The organism is Polyangium jinanense (assembly GCF_028435365.1).
In genome coordinates this window covers 55,117-73,288 of the sequence record NZ_JAGTJJ010000041.1, presented here as the reverse complement: position 1 = coordinate 73,288, position 18,172 = coordinate 55,117, and the positions used below count along the sequence as shown (strand labels likewise).

Genomic DNA, 18,172 nt, shown 5'->3' with positions numbered 1-18,172 from the left:
TCGGGGCATGACAGCTCGGAGCTCGGAGCGCGCGCGGATCGACATGCTCGCGCGCGTGTTCGGCGCGGATGGCTCGGGCCGGACGATCGTGGGCATCGGCGACGACGCAGCCGTGATCGGGCCGGGCAAGGAGCCCCTCGTCTGGACCATCGACGCGCAGGTCGAAGGCATCCACTTCCGGCGCGACCTCGTCTCGATGGCGGATCTCGGCTACCGCGCGACGATGGCCGCGACGAGCGACCTCGCAGCGATGGGCGCGACGCCGCTCGGCATCCTCGCAGGCCTCGTGCTGCCGGAGGACGTGACCGACGAAGACCTGCGCGCCATCGCGGAAGGACAACACGAGGCGGCAAAGGAAGTTGGTACTCAAATCATCGGCGGGAACCTCGCGCGCGGGCGGGAAATCTCGATCACGACGACCGCGCTCGGCGAGACGCCGCGCCCGCTCGGTCGGTCAGGCGCAAAGCCCGGGGAGGTCGTGGCGATCGCCGGGCCCCTCGGGCTCTCGGCAGCAGGGCTCGTGCTGATCGAGCGAGGGCGCGCGGAGGAAGCCGACGCAGCGCCGGCCGTGCGCGCCTACCGGAGGCCCGTGGCGCGCATCGCGGCAGGGCTCGCGGCGCGGGACGTGGCCAGCGCGGCGATCGACGTGTCGGACGGGCTCGCCCGGGACGTGGGGCACGTGGCGCGGGCGAGCCGCGTGCTCGTGGTGCTCGACCCGGCAGCACTCGTGACGGCCGAGCTCACGCGAGCGGCAGCGCTCCTCGGGGCAGATCCGCTCGCACTCGCACTCCACGGCGGCGAGGACTACGCCGTCGTGGTGACCGTGCCGGAGGACGCGTTGCCTCCAGGTTTCACGCGAATCGGGAAGGTGTTCCCGGCCGAGGGCCGCTCGAGCGGCGTCGCACTCGAACAGGAAGGCGGCACGCGCGTCCCCGTGGAAGAGCGCGGCTACGACCACTTCGGCTGATCGTTCGACCCCGAACTAATTGCAGGCAGAAGGCGCGCTCCCGGCCATGGTGGCGCGAATCTGCGTGAGCGCAGTCGAGCGCGGAGCCTTGCCCTCCTTGACGAGCTTCGACGTGCTGGCGCACATCGCAGCCGCGGAGGCAGCCTTCGATTTGACGGTCGCGTTCGCCTTCGGGTCCTTCGCCAGGGCCTGAAGCGCCGAGCAGCACCCATCAATCGAAGGCGCAGCCACGGCCTTCGGCTGTTCCGTGGGCGTAGGCGCAGCCGACGGCGTAGGCGCAGCCTCGGTGGGCGCAGCGCTGCCGGCCGCCGACCCTTGCGCCGCCTGCGGCGCATCTTCCGTGGCCTTGACCGGCGCAGGAGCCGCCGAGGGAATCGGAACGGCCTGGGGTGCCTCTTCTTCCTTCTTGCAGCCGGTGAAGAGCAGCGCGCCGAGGGCAAACGTGAGCAGGGCGGAACACGCGCGAGCAGAAGTGAGCATGAATGCCGTTTACCTGTGTTTCAGGGCGGCGGCTACTTCCGAGGCGGTGGCGGGGAGCCGGGGTTTCACCCCGGGCCCGACCAGGGGTTGTCCACCCCTGGACCCGGACCAGGCACGGCCTGGACCGAGGGTGCATCGACCGCGATGCGGTCGATGCATCGGGAATTTAGCTGCAGCCCATGCTGTTGCCGCAGTTCAGGCACTTGTAGCAAGCGCCGTTGCGGACCGTGATGTGGCCGCAACCGTCGCAAACCGGGGCGTCGCCCATCATGTCCTCGAGCTGCGCATCGAGGGCACTCGTGACGCGCTCCTGCGCCTCGACGCGGGCCGGCGCGGCAGGCAGCGCCGGCGAGGCCGACGAGCTCTCCTGCGCCCGCGTCTCGGTCGGATCCTGGATCGTCGCCGCCGGCTGCGGCTGCACGTGCGCAAGGTCGTACCGGTGCAGGTACTCGATGCCGAGCACACGGAAGATGTAGTCGACGATCGACGTCGACAGCTTCACGTAGTCATGCCCCTCGACCACACCCTGCGGCTCGAAGCGCGTGAACGTGAACTGATCGACGAAGGTCTCGAGCGGCACGCCGTACTGCAGGCCGACCGACACGCTCATGGCAAAGCAGTTCATGAGCGAGCGGAAGGCCGCGCCCTCCTTGTGCATGTCGATGAAGATCTCGCCAAGCGTGCCGTCGACGTACTCGCCGGTGCGGACGAAGATCTTATGCCCACCAACGGTCGCCTCCTGCGTGAAGCCCGTGCGCTTCTTCGGCAGGCGCACCCGCGCACCGGTCGGCCGGAGCGCAGGCACCGCGGGCGCCTGCGTCGCCGCCACGACCTCGGCCCTCGCCTCGGTCTTCTCGGCCTTCTCCGCCTTCTCCTCCTTCGAATCACCCGACGCGGAGAGCGGCTGCGACGCCTTGCAGCCGTCGCGGTAGAGCGCGACCGCCTTCAGGCCGAGGCGCCAACCCTCCTCGTAGATCTTCTGCACCTCCTCGACGGTCGCCTCATTCGGCAGGTTCACCGTCTTCGAGATGGCGCCCGAGAGGAACGGCTGCGCCGCCGCCATCATGCGCACGTGCGACATCGGCGCGAGGAACCGCTTGCCAATCTTCCCGCACCGGTTCGCGCAGTCGAACACCGCGTAGTGCTCTTCGCGCAGGTGCGGAGCGCCCTCGACCGTCATGCGACCGACGATCACCTCGTTCGCCTCGGCAATCTCCGACGACGAGAACCCGAGCGCGCGCAGGAGCGAGAAGCCCGGCGTCTGGCGCTGCTCGGGTGTAATGCCGAGCCGCACGTACGTCTCTTCGCCGAGCACCCACGGGCTGAAGGCGAGGCCGAGGTCGAAGACGCCCGGGATGGCCGCCTCGATCTTCGCGAGGTCGTCGTTCGTGAAGCCACGCTGCTTGAGCGACGCCCGGTTCACGTTCGGCGCCGCGAGCAGCGTGTTCGTGCCCGAGACGTAAGCGACGATTTCCTGCACCTCGTGCTCGCTGTAGCCGAGCCGGCGCAGCGCCTCCGGCACCGACTGGTTCACGATCTTGAAGTACCCGCCGCCCGCGAGCTTCTTGAACTTCACGAGGGCGAAGTCGGGCTCGATGCCCGTCGTGTCGCAGTCCATGAGCAGGCCGATCGTCCCCGTCGGCGCGAGCACCGTCGCCTGCGCGTTGCGGTAGCCGTTCTGCTGGCCGATGCGCACCGCCTCGTCCCAGTCCGCGCACGCCGCGCGCCAGAGCGGCTCCGGGCACTTCTCCCGATCGATCGCGTACGCCGCGTCGCGGTGCAGGCCCATCACCCGCAGCATCGGCTCGCGGTTCTTCGCGTAGCCCGGGAACGGCCCGCGTGAACCGGCCATCTCGGCCGAAACCTTGTACGCATGGCCGCACATGATCGCCGTGATGGCGCCGGCCACCGCGCGACCCTGGTCCGAGTCGTACGGGATGCCGAGGAGCATGAGCAGCGTGCCGAGGTTGGCGTACCCGAGCCCGAGCGGACGGTAGTCGTGCGAGTTCCGCGCGATGGGCTTCGTCGGGTAGGACGAGAAGTCCACGAGGATCTCCTGCGCCACGAAGAAGACGCGCGTCGCGTGGCGGAAGCCCTCGATGTCGAAGGAGCCGTCGGCGCGGAGGAACTTCGTGAGGTTCAGGCTCGCGAGGTTACAAGCCGTGTCATCGAGGAACATGTACTCGGAGCACGGGTTCGAGGCGTTGATCCGGCCCGAGTTCGGGCAGGTGTGCCAGCGGTTGATCGTCGAGTCGTACTGCACGCCGGGGTCGGCGCAGGCCCACGCCGCGTCGGCGACCAAACGCCAGAGGTCCTTCGCATTCAGGGTCTCGACGACCTCGCCGGTGGTCCGAGCCCGCGTCTCCCAGGTCCCGCCGGTGGACACGGCCCGCATAAAATCGTCGGTGACGCGGACCGAGTTGTTCGAGTTCTGGCCGCTGACCGTGTGGTAGGCCTCGCCGTTGAAGTCCGAGGACATGCCGGCGCCGATGAGCATCTGCGCCTTGCGCTCCTCGCGGACCTTCCACTGGATGAAGTCGACGATCTCCGGGTGGTCCATGTCGAGGCAGACCATCTTCGCGGCGCGGCGCGTCGTGCCGCCGCTCTTCGTCGCGCCGGCCGCGCGGTCGAAGACCTCGAGGAAGCTCATGAGCCCCGAGCTCGTCCCGCCGCCCGAGAGCTTCTCCTGCTTGCCCCGGATCGTGCTGAAGTTCGTGCCCGTGCCCGACCCGTACTTGAAGAGCCGCGCCTCGCTCTTCACGAGGTCGTAGATGCTCATCAGGTCGTCGTTGATCGACTGGATGAAGCAAGCCGAGCACTGCGGACGCTCGTACGCGTTCGAGAGCTCGACGATCGACCCGTCCCCCTCCTCGCGGTCGAAGGGCTGCTTCTGCTCGGTCCAGGCGTAGTTGCCGCCGGCCCCGACGATGCCGTAGCGGTGGTAGAGGCCGCAGTTGAACCAGACGGGCGAGTTGAAGGCGCCGTACTGGTTCACGAGGAGGAAGGTGAGCTCCGCCTCGAAGACCTCCGCTTCCTTGGTGCTGGCGAAGTAGCCGCCGAAGTTCTCGCCCGCCTCGCGGATCGTCTTGGCCAGGCGCTCGACCACCTGGCGCACGCTGGTCTCGCCGAGCTCCTTCTTCCCGTGGAGACCGGCCTTGCGGAAGTACTTGGAGACGACGATGTCCGTCGCGAGCTGCGACCAGCCCGCCGGCACCTCGGCCCCCTCCATCTTGAAGACCACGGAGCCGTCGGGGTTGTTGATGACGCTCGAACGGCGCTCCCAGGTGACCTCGTCGAGCGGGTTCGCCCCCCGGTGCGTGAAGACCCGGTCGAAGGTGAGGCCACGCGGACGCGCCGCCTTCTTCGCCTCCTTCGCGGAGACCGCGGCCCCGGCCGCCGCGGCTGCCGCGGTCTTGCCCGGCTTGTCCGAGGTGCGGGCCGCGCGCTTCGTGGCCTCCCCTGACGCCTTCGCCACCTTCCCGCCTTCCTCACCGATCGTCGGCTGCGCCATCTACATGTCTCCCAAGATGGAAAACGTCGCCTGTCCGTACGAACCGCTCCGAGAATCGTACAGTGGCGACGCTGCATTGGCAGGCCCGCGGCACTGCCTCTGCTTTTGTTCAGGAGTTATTCGAATTCGTTTGCCGCGCCGGGCTCGACTCACCCCGGCGGGCGACCCACCGCCGACGGGCGAACCCCACCGGCAGTGTCCAGGTCGCCGTCGTACCCCAACCCCTAGCGTACAGGCAAGCCCTCAAGAGCAAGATGAGGGTTCAGCACACCAAACCACATGAACCACTGCACCCCTGTGGATTTGTCCCGCCCTACCCTGGTTTTTCTGAACAAAGACCGAGATATGGAGCGCCTCGGGCAAACTCCGGTAACCTCGCTTGGCAGGAAAATTCCGTTTATCATCCCACACCATTTTCAATTCGGTCGAATTGTGTGGACTCGCCAAATGTAAGGAAACAACGCATTGACAACACGAGGCGTGACGGATCAGGCGTCGCCGCCGTCGCGCGGGTGCGTAGCGTCGTTCCCACCACGCGCCACAAAAAAGGACGGAGAGCGCGGATCCTGCGGGATCTGTTGGGAAAACGTTACCTGAGGTCCAGCCAGGTTCGTCCACCCGAACCCCACGGCTCGTAGACGAGCACGCGCTCGCTCGGCCCGAGGTTCAGCCCGAGCAAGACGCGCTCGGCCCACGGCGAGAGGCCAAGCGCCCCGAGCGCCGAGAGCGCCGCCCGGGCCACGCGCGCCGCAGCCGGCGGCGGCCCCTCCCCCCGCGGCGGCGCAACGAGCCGAGGCTCAAGCGGCCCAAGCCCCGCAAGCGTCGACGCCCGAGCGACCGCGTCCGCAAGGCCGCCGAGCTCGTCGACGAGCCCCCGCGCCTGCGCCTCGGTCCCGCTGTAGATGCGGCCCTGCGCGAGCTTGTCGATGTCCTCGAAGGGTCGGCCCCGCCCGCGCGCGACCACGCCCACGAAGGTCCGGTAGAAGGCGTCGGCCTCGGACTCGAGCACCGCGCGCTCGGACGCCTCGAGCGGCCGGACGGGTGAGAACAGATCGGCGCGCGCCCCCCGCTTGACCACGTCCGTCGAGACGCCGAGCTTCTCGAGGAGCCCACGCAAGACGAAGTGCGCCGACACGACGCCGATGGAGCCGGTGATGACCTGGGGCTCGGCGATGATGACGCGCGCCGCCGCCGCCACGTAGTAGCCGCCGCTCGCCGCGACGTTCGAGAGGTACGCGACGACCGGCTTCTCCTTCGCGAGGAGCTCGACCTCATGGTGGATGCGGTCCGAGGCGACGGCGCTGCCGCCAGGCGAGTCGATGTGCAGCACGACGGCCGCGATGCGTCGGCTGCTACGCGCCGCGCGGAGCGCCCGGACGACGCGCTCCTCGACGGCGAGCTTGCCGAGCGAGAAGCGGCTGCGCGAGACGATGGGCCCGTGCACCTCGACCAGGCCCACGACCGGCCGCGGGAGGAGTGGCCGGAAGCCACGATTTCGACGCGCCGCGAAGTAGTGGCCCGCCGGCACCCAGCGCGCCGTCGGGGCCGGCTCCTTGCCGAGCAGCGTCGTGACCTCGTCCTCGTAGGCGACGGCGTCGACGAGCCCGAGCTCGGCGGCGCGGCTCGCTCGGTACGGCGCCTCGTCGATCCAGCGTGACGCGACGCCCAGGTCTCCGCCGCACCGCTCCGCGAGCGCCCGGACGAGCGCGTCGTGCCGCGCGCCGAGCACCTCGCCGAGCTGCTCGCGTTGCGCCTCGCTCATCGCGTCGCGCACGAGCGGCTCGGCGGCGGACTTGTACGTGCCGCGCGCAAAAACTTCGGGCTCGACCCCGATCTCGGCGAGCGCCCGGCGCAGATACTGTCCCGTCGCCGCGTAGCCGATCGGCGCGACGAGCGTCTCCGGCCCGACCACGACGCGGCGCCCCGCCGACGCGAGGTACATCGTGTCGTTGTCCCCGCCCATGGGCAGGTAGAAGACGACCTCCTTGCCCGCGTCCCTCAGGCTCGCGAACACCTTGCGCAGCGAGGCGAGCACGCTCGGACCGGCCGCGAATCCGTCGAGCCGAACGAAGAGGCCCGCCGCCCGGTCGTCGCCGGCGATGAGCTCGCAGAGCTCCCGCACCCGCGTCACCGAGAGCGGCGGGCGCACGCGGCGCAGGATTCGGACGAGCCCGCGGGGCCTCGAAGGCAGGTTGTCGACGACGGGGCCGTCGAGGTCGAGCACGACGTAGCCGCCCTTCGGGATGGCGAACGAGCGGCGCAGCCACCGGAGGGGCATCACGAGGAGGAGGAGGAGATTCGTGAGGACGGAGCGGAGCAAGGGAGCCTTTGGATGCTGGAGAGCAGCGGGCGCAACGTAGACCCTCGGAGGCGAGGGCGGTAGATCGGGCCGTTCCCTCCTCGTGAAGGGCGCCATACCGCCCAGGCCGCGTTATGCTCCGGAGAACGAGCGGGCCGATGACGGCGCTCGAACGCGACAAGGAGCGCTGTTGTCCTCGTTGAACGACTCGCAGAGCGGCATGTCCCCCCTTCCCCCGCGCGGCCCTTCGAACGGGCGCTCCCCCTTGCGGATCGTCCCCCTCGGCGGGCTCGGCGAGATCGGGATGAACTGCATGGCGCTCGAACAAGGCGACGACGTCGTGCTCGTCGACTGTGGCGTCACGTTCCCGACGACCGACCTCGGCATCGACACGTACCACCCGCGCTTCGACTACGTCGTCGGGCACAAGGACCGCGTGCGCGCCGTCGTGCTGACCCACGGACACGAGGACCACATCGGGGGGCTGCCCTATCTGCTCGCGCACCTCGATGAGGACGTCCCGGTCTACGGGCCGGCCCACGCGCTCGAGCTCGTCAAGCACAGGCTCGCCGAGCACGGCTACGGCGACGACGAGGTCGAGCTCATCCCGGTCGCGCCGCGCAAGACGTACGAGGCCGGATCGTTCTCGTTCGAACCCATCCGCGTCACGCACTCGATCGTCGACGCGGTGGCCCTCGCGTTCCGGACGTCCGCGGGCATCGTGGTGCACACGGGTGACTTCAAGCTCGACCCCACGCCGCCCGACGGCGAGCTGACCGACGAGGCGCGCCTCGCCGAGCTCGGCGACGAGGGCGTCTCGCTCTTGCTCTCCGACAGCACGAACGTGGACTCACCCGGCCGCTCGACGAGTGAGCTTTCCGTGGGCCAGACGCTGGAGGAGATCGTCACGCGCGCGAAGACCCGCGTCATCATCGGGATGTTCGCCTCGAACGTGCAACGGCTCGCCATGCTGGCGAAGGTCGCCATGGCCACGCGGCGGCGGCTCTGCTTGCTCGGTCGCAGCGTGCAGGCCCACGTCCGCGCCGCCGAGATCTGCGGCCGGCTCAAGTTCCCGAGTGATCTGCTCGTGCCGCCCGAGCACCTCGGCTCGATGCCGCGCGACCGCGTCCTCATCATCGCGAGCGGCACGCAGGCCGAACGCATGAGCGCGCTCGTGCGCCTCGCCGCCGGCACGCACCCGCTCCTAAGGCTCGACCCGGGCGACGTCGTCGTGCTGTCGAGCCGCATCATCCCGGGCAACGACCGGCCGGTCTTCGAGATGATGGGCGATTTGCTGCGCATGGGGATCGACCTGAAGACGTGGCTCACGGACCGGGGCGTGCACGCGAGCGGCCACGCGCACCGCGAGGAGCAGACGCGCATGATCGAGCTCTGCCGGCCGCGCTCGTTCGTGCCCGTGCACGGGACCTTGCACCACCTCATGCGGCACGCCGCGCTCGCTCGCGAGGTCGGCGTCTCGGACGTGCTCGTCGCCGAGAACGGCGAGGTGGTCGAGCTCCCGCGCGGGCAGGGCGACAAGCTCGCGAAGGCCGCGCGCGTGACCGTCGGCAAGGTCGCGACGTACGGCGGCGACGAGCTGCCCGACGAGGTCATCCGCGAGCGCGCGCAGCTCGGACGGTCGGGCGTGGTGATGGTGTCGCTCGTGCTCGACCGGCGTGGCGCGGTCGCCGCCCCGCCGCGCATCGTGCAGCGCGGCGTCGTCGATCAAGAGGAGGGCGCCTCCGAGGTGATGCGCGCCGCGGCGATCGCTGTGTCGCGCGCGGTCGCGGACACGGACGGGCGGACGCGGACCAGTGACGAGGGCGTGACCGAGGTGGTGCGCCTCGCCGCGCGACGCGTCATCGAGGCGAAGACGGGACGCAGGCCGATCGTCATGGTGGCGCTGTCGCGGATATGAACACGCATAACTTCGCTCACGAGCTCGTCGCCGCGGCGCTCCACGCGCTCATGACGGACGCGCGCGCCGCGCGGGAGCGGGTCCTCGTGGTCTCGTCGTCCGCGCTCGTCGACACGCCGGGCGGCCCCACCGACGAGGAGGCGCTCCACGATTTCCGCGTGGCGCTCCGGCGGATGCGGACGATCCTCCGCGTCGCGCGCGAGCTCTGGCGGCGCAAGCGGCTCGCGCGGATCGAGGGCGAGATCCGCTACCACGCCCAGGCCACGGGCGATCTCCGCGACGAGGAGGTGCTGCGCGAGACGCTCGCCGCGCTCGACCTACCCGAAGAGGCGCACGACGAGCTCGGCGGCTGGCTCGTCCGCCGCGACCTCGCCGTCCGGAAAGAGCACGCCGAGGTGACACGCCTCCTCCGGGACGGCCCTCCCCATCGCGCTCCGACCTTGCCGGGCGGCAAGCGCATCAGGCCTCTCGAGCGCTCCTTCCAGGCGCTCGCCGCGCGCCTCTACGGCGACACGCCGCGACGCATGTCCGCCGTCGATCTCGGTCACCAGGTCCTCGATCACGCCGCGCGTGACGTCGTGACGTGGGCCATGCGGGACGTCGGCGACGTCGAGGCGATGCACGAGCTCCGCATTCGTTACAAGCGCCTGCGGTACACCGCCGACCTCTTCGCCGCGCCGCTCGGCGCCAAGGCGATGCACTTCGCCAAGCACGCGACGCGCATGCAGCGGCACCTCGGGGAGCTGCACGACATCGACCAGGCGATCCTCACGCTCTCTCGCGCGCGGGGCCTCGGCGCGACCACGAAAGACGCGGTCCTCGCGGCGCTTCGTGCTTCCCGCGTGACCCGTGCATCGAAGGTCGAGCCGCACCTCGTGGAGGCGCGCCACCTCATGGATCGTGGGCCGGACGACGAGCCACCCACGGTCGTGTGAGCGCTCGCCGGTCTCCTGCGATCGCCCTCGACGTGATACCTTCGGGCATCCTTTCCAGTCGGGCCCGCGCGCCCGAGCGAGGTGATGCCGTGAAGCGCTCCGCCATCTTGACCGCAACTCTTCTGTCGGCCCTGGGCCTCACGTACGTGGGCTGTACCCAAGACTTCAACCAGTTCGAGCCCACGGGCGGCACCGGCGGCCTCGGGGGTGGGGCGAGCTCGTCGAACACCGGCGGCGCGGGCGGAATCGGCGGCGCGGGCGGCATGGGCGGCGTCGGCGGGATCGGCGGCGCCGGGGGCATGGGCGGCGTCGGCGGAGGCGGCTCGGGCGGCATGGGCGGCACGCCTTGCGAGAACCCCACGGACTGCCCGGCGGACACGGCTTGCCGCGCGTGGGACTGCGTTCAGGGGATGTGCGAGGCGACCGACGCGCCCGACGGTATGGGCCTGCCCGACCCGACGAACGGCGACTGCAAGGACCTCGAGTGCGACGGCATGGGTGGCGAGAGGGAGACCGTCGACGAGTCCGACACGCCGCCCGGCGACGGCAACCCCTGCACGGACTCGGCCTGCGTGAACGGCGCGCCCATGCACGTGCCGACCCCCGGTGACGCCTGCCAGGGCGGCGTGTGCAACGACGCCGGCATGTGCGTCGAGTGCATGGACGACGGCGACTGCAACGATCCGACGCCGAAATGCGACATGAACACGTGCGTGGCCTGTGTCGCCGACGCCGACTGCACGGGCGCGAACGCGACGTGCCTGCCCGACCACACGTGCGTCGCCTGCGACGACGGCGTGATGAACGGCACGGAGACCGGCGTCGATTGCGGCGGAACTTGCCCCGACAAGTGCATCGCGGCGGCGTGCGCGACCAACGACGAGTGCGCGAGCGGCTTCTGCGCGGACGGCGTCTGTTGCGACACCGATTGCACCGGGACGTGCAAGGCGTGCAACGTCACGGGCCAGGAGGGCACGTGCTCGAACGTGCCGGTCAACCAGGACGACACGAACGCCACGACGACCTGCATGGGCAACAAGGCCTGCGACGGGGCCGGCGTCTGCAAGGGCGAGGTCGGCGCCCCGTGCGCCGTGAACGCCGATTGTTTGACCAACAAGTGCATGGGCGCGGGCGCGAACAAGACCTGCGCGCCCTGATCGAAGCTGCGCGCCGGGTCTCCGTGGAGGCCCGGCGCCGCTTCGCCCGCTCCGGCTACTGCCGGTAGATCTCCACCCGCTCGAGCACCACGTCCACATTCGGCCGATCCCGCGAGGTCTGGACGTTCGCGATCTTGTTGACCACGTCCTGACCGGTCACGACCTTGCCGAAGACCGAATGCTTGTTGTTGAGGTGCGGCGTCGGCCCCTCCGTGATGAACCACTGCGACCCGTTCGACCCCGGGCCGCTGTTCGCCATCGAGAGCACGCCCGGCCCGTCGTGCCGGAGCTCCGGGTGGAACTCGTCGGCGAACTTGTAGCCCGGCCCGCCCGTGCCCCAGCGCGACGCCGTGTCCGTGTAACGCGTGAGCGGATCGCCGCACTGGATCATGAACCTCGGGATCACGCGGTGGAAGCGGACGCCGTTGTACAGCGGGTTGTTCTTCTGGGCCTCCCCGGTCTTCGGGTCCCGCCACTCGATCGCGCCGGTCGCGAGGCCGACGAAGTTCTTCACGGTGTTCGGCGCGCGCTCCTCCTCGAGCCGGACGATGATGTCGCCGAGTGTCGTGACGAGCCGTGCGTAAAGCTGCCCTTGGCCGGGCACGTTGATGGCCGGAAATTGCATGTCTCTTCCTTCCTTTTACCTGGGGCCGTTTGGCCCCGACCCCCTCAGACTTTTTCGAACAGAGCCGCGATCCCTTGCCCCACGCCGATGCAAAGCGACGCGAGGCCGAGCTTCTTTTCACGCGCCTTCATCGCGTGCACGAGCGTGCAGGCGATACGCGCGCCCGACGAGCCGATCGGGTGGCCGAGCGCGATGGCGCCGCCGTTCACGTTGACCCGCGACGGATCGATCTCGAGCGTACGCACACACGCGAGCGCCTGCGCCGCGAACGCCTCGTTCAGCTCGACGAGGTCCACGTCCGACGCCGAGAGGCCCGCGCGGGTGAGCAACTTTCGGACGGCGGGGATCGGCCCCTCGCCCATGAAGCTCGGATCCACGCCGGCCGTCTGGCTGCCGAGCACACGCGCGAGCGGCGTCACGCCCGTCGCCGCGACGACCTCCGCCGACGCGAGCAGCAGCCCCGAGGCGCCGTCGTTGATCGGTGACGAGTTGCCTGCCGTCACGCTGCCGCCCTTCTTGAACACCGCCGGCAGCTTCGCGAGCGCGTCGAGCGTCGTGCCTTCGCGCACGGACTCGTCGCGGTCGAACAGCACGGGATCGCCTTTCTTCTGCGGGATCGGCACGGGCACGACCTCGGCTGCGAAGGCCCCGCTCTTCCACGCCTCGGCGGCCCGGCGCTGCGACTCGACCGCGAAGCGATCCTGATCTTCTCGGGAAACGCCGTACTTCTCGGCCACGTTCTCGGCCGTCTCGCCCATCGAGATCAGCGGGAAACGCGCCTTCATCCGTGTGTTCTCGTACCGCCAGCCGAGCGTCGTGTCGTAGACCGGCGGCGGCGTGCGATCGAAGGCGCTGGCCTGCTTCGGCATGGAGAACGGCGCGCGCGTCATGCTCTCGACCCCGCCCGCGATCACGCACGACGCCTCACCCACGGCGATCATCCGCGCCGCGTCCGCGACCGCCTCGAGGCCCGAGCCGCAGAGCCGGTTCACCGTCACCGCCGGCACCTCGTACGGCAGGCCCGCGATGAGGAGCGCCATGCGCGCGACGTTGCGGTTGTCCTCGCCCGCCTGGTTCGTCGCGCCGAACACCACGTGATCGAGCCGCGGGGCGAGCGCCTCGTTGCGTTTCGCCAGCGCCGACACGACGTGCGCCGCGAGGTCGTCGGGCCGCACACTCGCGAGCCCTCCGGCGTAACGTCCGATCGGCGTGCGAACGGCGTCGACGACGTAGACCTCGCGAGGCAAAAGAGACTGTCGCGTGCTCATGCGAAGGGACTCTAGTCCCAGCCCCCGAGCCTTCGCAAAGCTTCGTTTTTTTCACCCTCCGCGGCGCGCGACGTGAGCCTTCATGCGCATCGGATCACCTGCGTTCGATGCGGCCGCGCACGCGCGCAAATCCTGCGCGCGTGATGCGTTCGGAGGAACGTCGCAGACGGACCAGGACGCCGCACGTTTTCTCCGGCGAGGCCTTTTTGTCGCGTATCACGACGAAAATGAAGGTACGCTTCGGAGACGTCATCGCGTGGGGGGGAGCGCCGCGCACCGACGGGACGCCATGAAAAGCACCGAGCACCGAGCGCGCGAGCCCGGTCCTACCGAGGAGCAACTCGCCTTCCTGGCGCGAGCCGGCGAGCGCCTGGCAAGTTCTCTCGATCTGCGCACGACCCTCGCGAATCTGGCCCGACTGAGCGTGCCGACGCTCTGCGACTACTGCGTCATCGACCTGCTCGAAGAAGACGGACGCCTGCACCGCGTCGAGGCCGCGCACGTCGACCCCGCCAAGGAGCACCTGCTCACGCCCCAAGCGTCGCCGCGCGAGAGCGGCATGTGGCTCGCCGAGATCGGCCCGCGCCTGCTCGCGCGTGGCGAGCCCCTGCTCACGCCGAGCAACGACGCCGTCCCTACCCCGCGGAGCCACCCGTTCTGGCCCGCAGCCGTGCTCGGCACGATCTCGTCCATCAGCGCGCCCCTCGTCGCCTCGGGCCGCACGATCGGCGTGCTCACGCTGGCCACGGCCGACTCGGGCCGAAGGTACGGTCACGCCGATCTCACGATCGCCCAGGACCTCGCCCGGCGCGCCGCGCTCGCGATCGACAACGCGCGCCTGCACGCCGCCGAGCAGCGCGCCCGCGAGGCCGCCGAACGCGCCGCCGCCCGCACCTCGCGGCTGCAAGCCCTCACGTCGAGCCTGGCCGCGGCCCTCACGCCCGCGCAGGTCGCCGACGCCGTGCTGCAACAAGGCCTCGTCGCCGTCGAGGCACGCGCCGCCGCGCTCGCGCGGTGCACGCAGGACGGGAGCCTCGAGATCATCGGCGCCCTCGGGTTCGTGCTCGGCCAGCTCTCGCGCGGCGCCCGCATCGCCGAAGATGCTCCGGGTCCGCTCGCCGAGGCCGTGCGCCGCAAGCAGCCGCTCTGGCTCGAATCCGAGACCGCCGTCGCCGAAGCGCGGGCCCTCGCCGAGCTCGATCCGGAGGGCCAGGCCCCGCCGAAGTCGCTCGCCTGCTTGCCCCTCATGCTCGACGACCGGGCCACGGGCGTGATCCTCTTCTCCTTCCGCGAGCCCCGCGTCCTCTCGCACGAGGACCGCTCGTTTTTGCTCACGCTCGCGCGCCAATCGTCGCAGGCCATCGAGCGCGCGCGCCTCTACGAGGCCACCGAGCGCGCCCGCGCCGCCGCCGAGCTCGCGACGATGCGCCTCGTCGCCCTGCAGCGCATGACGGCCGCGCTCTCCGACACGATGAGCCGCATCAAGGTCGCCGAGACGATCGTCGACCACGTGCGCGACATGCTGCCGAGCTGCAAGGCCATCGTCGCCACCGTCTCCGCCGACGGCGAGCACCTCGACCTCGTCCGCGCCATCGGCCACACGCGCGAGACGCTCGACCGCTACGACTCCACGAAGCTCACCTTCGCCTCGCCGCTCACGGACGCCGTCCGCAACCAGACGCCTCTCTTCTTCGACGACGAGGAGGCCTTCCGCGCGCGTTACCCGCACCTCGCGCACGGCAGCTCCGACGTGCCGTACTGCGTCGCCGCCGTGCCGTTCCTCGTCGAGGATCGCGCCATCGGCGGGCTCGTGCTGCGCTACCACCGCTCGAGCCAGCGCGCGAGCGAGGACAATGCGTTCATCCTGCACCTCGCCCGCACCTGCACGCAGTCGCTCGAGCGCGCCTACCTCTACGAGGCCGAGCGCAAGGCCCGCGCCGAGGCCGACATCGAGCGAAGGCGCCTCGCCCTGCTCGCCGAGGCGAGCGCCCTGCTCAACGCCTCGCTCGATTCGACGGCCATCTCCGAGGCGCTCTCGCGCGTCGCCGTGCCGAGCTTCGCGGGCTACTGCATCGTCTGCAGCCTCGACGACGACGGCACCCCGCAATTCATGAGCGCCCTGCACGAGGATCCCGAAAAGGAAGCGATCCTGCGCGACATGCGCTCGCGTTACCCCTTCGGCAAGAACCACCCGATCAGCGAGGCCGCGCGCTCGGGCAAGGCGAAGCTGCTCCGCGCCGTCGACGACGGCTCCTTGCGCGCCCTCGCCGCCGACGACGAGCACCTCGAGATCATGCGCTGCATCGGCACCACGTCGGCGATCGTCGTGCCGCTCATCGCGCGAGGCCACACCCTCGGTGTGCTCTCGTTCGGCACCACGCGCGCGCGCTACACCCAGGCCGACCTCGCGCTCGCCGAGGAGCTCGGCCAGCGCGCCGCGCTCGCGCTCGACAACGCGCGCCTCTTCCACGAGGCCCAGGAGGCGAGCCGCGTGAAGGACGAGTTCCTCGGCGTCGTCTCGCACGAGCTGCGCACGCCGCTCAACGCCATCCTCGGCTGGGCGCGCATGCTCCGCACCGGCGCCGTCCGCGAGGGCAACCAGCCGCGCGCGCTCGAGTCGATCGAGCGCAACGCCGTGCATCAAGCGAAGCTCATCGACGACCTGCTCGACGCCTCGCGCATCACGGCCGGAAAGCTCCGCCTCGACCCGTCGATCCTGGAGCTCGCCCCCGTCGTCGAGGCCGCGGTCCACTCCGTCACGCCGGGCGCGACGAACCGCGAGATCACGCTGCATACGGCCTTCGATCCGGGCAGCGTCCCGGTCTTCGGCGACCCGAGCCGCCTCCAGCAGGTCGTGTGGAACCTGCTCTCGAACGCGATCAAGTTCACCCCCAAGGGCGGGCGTATCGACGTGCGGCTCGCGCGCGCGGGCGACGAGGCCGTGCTCGTGGTCCAGGACAGCGGCCGCGGCATTCGCGCCGAGCTCTTGCCGCACATCTTCGAGCGCTTCCGCCAGGGTGACGGCACGCTCACGCGCGCCTCGGGTGGCCTCGGGCTTGGCCTCTCGATCGTGCGTCACCTCGTCGAGGCGCACGGCGGCACGGTGCGCGCCGAGAGCGACGGCCCGGACACGGGCGCGAAGTTCACGGTCAAGCTCCCGATCGCCAAGCCGCGCCCGCTTGCCGTGCAGGGCCCGCCGGCCGACGAACGCCGCGCCGAGAAGCGCGCGCTCGCGGGTCTGTCGATCCTGGTCGTCGACGACGAACCCGACGCGCGGGAGATCCTCTCCGAGATCCTCGACATCGCGGGCGCGACCGTGAAGACCGCGGCCGACGCGGCCGAGGCCCTGCGCATCCTGTCCGACTTCGTGCCGGACGTGCTGGTCTCGGACCTCGCGATGCCGGGCGACGACGGCCTCTCGCTCATCCGCAAGATCCGAAGCCGCACGCCGGATCGGATCGCGACGGTGCCGGCCATCGCGCTCACGGCGTACACGCGGCCCGAGGATCGCGTGCGCGCGCTGAACGCGGGGTTCCAGATGCACGTGCCGAAGCCAGTGGATCCGACGGAGCTCGTGGTGACGATCGCGAGTTTGCGGACGCTCTTGGCCTGAGGGGGCGGGGCGAGCGCCGCTTCAGGACGGCCCGACCCCTCGCCTCCACGGACGGGGTCAAGCGGGGGCTCCAGTCCGCCTTTGGCGCTTCGCCGACGACCCCCCCGGCCGCTCCCACCTCCCGTCGGCGCTCCGCCGAAGGGCCCCCGGACCGCTCCAACCCCCTCTTGGCGCTTCGCCAAGCGTCACCCGGACCGCCCGGACCTCGCTTCGGCGCTTCATCGCTCCATTTTCGGAGCGATTGCTCACATTCTAGGCGATCGAGCCTCAGGGCCTCGGCGGCGGGCAGGTTTCCAGGATGGCCCGCCCTCACAGCGGCGGGCACCTCTCCAAGCAGGACCTGAGCCAGCTTCCACACGTGTTCTCATCGTACACTTCGAGGCACTCAACATACTCCGTCTCGCACTGGGTCGTGCAGTCGTCCTCCGCGGCAGGGGCCGCGGCAAAGGCGAAGAGAAGCGCGGAAAACAACGCGGTTTTCATGGGGACCACCTCCTCGCTTCGTTCGACCGCAACGGTCGTACCGCGCGTAGCCGGTGTCCGCGGTGCAAGCGTTGCTCGCTCGCGAGTCACCGCCGTGCACGCGTGCCGATGGGAAGGGATGACCTGGAGGGGGACGTGCGACGGGGGCTCAGGGCTTGCCCGCCTGCTCCTGCACGAACTTCGCGAGCAGCGCCCGATCCTTCTCGGACAGCTTCTCCTTGAAGCCAGCATGTGCCCTTCGAGCTTCGGATCCATCGCGCCCTTCGGGTAGGTCGCGCCGCTGCCCGGATCATCGATCTGCGCGAGGATCCACGGCACCGAGGCCCAACCGCGCAGCTCCGGCGCGAGCGAGTCCTCGTCGTCCGTCTTGCCGTCGAGCCTGTGGCAGCTCTCGTGGGGGTGTCGGCCTTCATATCGCTCCATTTTCGGAGCGATTGTTCACATTCTAGGCGATCGAGCCTCAGGGCCTCGGCGGCGGGCAGGTTTCCAGGATGGCCCGCCCTCACCGCGGCGGGCAATTCTCCAAGCAGAAGCTGTACTGGTATTTACACATCAAAAAATCCACCGGGTCGCGGGCCGATCCCCGGCACTCGGCAAACTTCGTCTCGCACTGGGTCGTGCAGCTCGGCGGCGGCTCGTCCTCCGCGGCAGGGGCCGCGGCAAAGGCGAAGAGAAGCGCGGAAAACAACGCGGTTTTCATGGGGACCACCTCCTCGCTTCGTTCGACCGCAACGGTCGTACCGCGCGTGGCCGGTGTCCGCGGTGCAAGCGTTGCTCGCTCGCGAGTCACCGCCGTGCACGCGTGCCGATGGGAAGGGATGACCTGGAGGGGGACATGCGACGGGGCCTCCCTTGCGAGGCCCTTCGGCGGGCTCAGGGCTTGCCCACTCATGGCGTACACGCGGCCCGCAGCACT

At 70.1% G+C, this 18,172-nt stretch carries 12 protein-coding genes; 5 read left to right on the top strand and 7 right to left on the bottom strand.

Features of this window, described 5'->3' with window-relative positions; translation table 11 throughout:
• The first annotated feature begins 7 nt into the window (after window positions 1-7).
• On the top strand, window positions 8-967 hold the full coding sequence (gene thiL / locus KEG57_RS39520; RefSeq protein ID WP_272425814.1) for a thiamine-phosphate kinase: 960 nt from the start codon (window positions 8-10) through the stop codon (window positions 965-967).
• A 15-nt stretch (window positions 968-982) separates the two neighbouring features.
• Here thiL and KEG57_RS39515 read toward each other — a convergent pair whose 3' ends face one another.
• The 3 genes from KEG57_RS39515 to sppA all read right to left on the bottom strand — a co-directional run bounded on the left by KEG57_RS39515 (window position 983) and on the right by sppA (window position 7,278).
• Complete coding sequence (locus KEG57_RS39515; RefSeq protein WP_272425813.1) at window positions 983-1,447, bottom strand: hypothetical protein; 465 nt, start codon at window positions 1,445-1,447, stop codon at window positions 983-985.
• A 166-nt stretch (window positions 1,448-1,613) separates the two neighbouring features.
• Window positions 1,614-4,958, bottom strand: coding sequence for a vitamin B12-dependent ribonucleotide reductase (locus KEG57_RS39510; protein ID WP_272425812.1), 3,345 nt, complete (start codon window positions 4,956-4,958; stop codon window positions 1,614-1,616).
• Between the two features lie 589 nt (window positions 4,959-5,547).
• A complete protein-coding gene (sppA, locus tag KEG57_RS39505) occupies window positions 5,548-7,278 on the bottom strand; it encodes a signal peptide peptidase SppA (RefSeq protein ID WP_272425811.1) in 1,731 nt (576 codons plus the stop codon).
• Between the two features lie 199 nt (window positions 7,279-7,477).
• Here sppA and KEG57_RS39500 point away from each other — a divergent pair, with 199 nt between their 5' ends.
• The 3 genes from KEG57_RS39500 (at window position 7,478) to KEG57_RS39490 (ending at window position 11,267) form a co-directional block, all read left to right on the top strand.
• A complete protein-coding gene (locus tag KEG57_RS39500; RefSeq protein WP_272425810.1) occupies window positions 7,478-9,175 on the top strand; it encodes a ribonuclease J in 1,698 nt (565 codons plus the stop codon).
• Window positions 9,172-10,110 (top strand): CHAD domain-containing protein, encoded by a 939-nt coding sequence (locus KEG57_RS39495; RefSeq protein WP_272425809.1) that lies wholly within the window; start codon window positions 9,172-9,174, stop codon window positions 10,108-10,110. The genes KEG57_RS39500 and KEG57_RS39495 overlap by 4 nt, the downstream gene beginning before the upstream one ends.
• Before the next feature lie 89 nt (window positions 10,111-10,199).
• Entirely contained in the window at window positions 10,200-11,267 is a 1,068-nt protein-coding gene (locus tag KEG57_RS39490) for a hypothetical protein (protein ID WP_272425808.1), read from the top strand.
• Window positions 11,268-11,322: 55 nt separating this feature from the next.
• On the opposite strand, the gene KEG57_RS39485 is transcribed toward KEG57_RS39490, so the two are convergent.
• A complete protein-coding gene (locus KEG57_RS39485) occupies window positions 11,323-11,892 on the bottom strand; it encodes a peptidylprolyl isomerase (protein ID WP_272425807.1) in 570 nt (189 codons plus the stop codon).
• Window positions 11,893-11,936: 44 nt separating this feature from the next.
• Window positions 11,937-13,160, bottom strand: a complete 1,224-nt coding sequence (locus tag KEG57_RS39480; protein WP_272425806.1) for a thiolase family protein — start codon at window positions 13,158-13,160, stop codon at window positions 11,937-11,939.
• Window positions 13,161-13,449: 289 nt separating this feature from the next.
• Here KEG57_RS39480 and KEG57_RS39475 point away from each other — a divergent pair, with 289 nt between their 5' ends.
• Window positions 13,450-16,773 carry a GAF domain-containing protein gene (locus KEG57_RS39475; RefSeq protein ID WP_272425805.1) on the top strand — a complete coding sequence of 1,108 codons (3,324 nt, stop codon included), beginning with the start codon at window positions 13,450-13,452 and terminating at the stop codon, window positions 16,771-16,773.
• 309 nt (window positions 16,774-17,082) lie between these two features.
• Here KEG57_RS39475 and KEG57_RS39470 read toward each other — a convergent pair whose 3' ends face one another.
• Together KEG57_RS39470 and KEG57_RS39465 are read right to left on the bottom strand one after the other, a co-directional pair.
• Complete coding sequence (locus tag KEG57_RS39470) at window positions 17,083-17,256, bottom strand: hypothetical protein (protein ID WP_272425804.1); 174 nt, start codon at window positions 17,254-17,256, stop codon at window positions 17,083-17,085.
• A gap of 502 nt (window positions 17,257-17,758) precedes the next feature.
• Complete coding sequence (locus KEG57_RS39465) at window positions 17,759-17,956, bottom strand: hypothetical protein (protein WP_272425803.1); 198 nt, start codon at window positions 17,954-17,956, stop codon at window positions 17,759-17,761.
• Window positions 17,957-18,172: the final 216 nt, after the last annotated feature.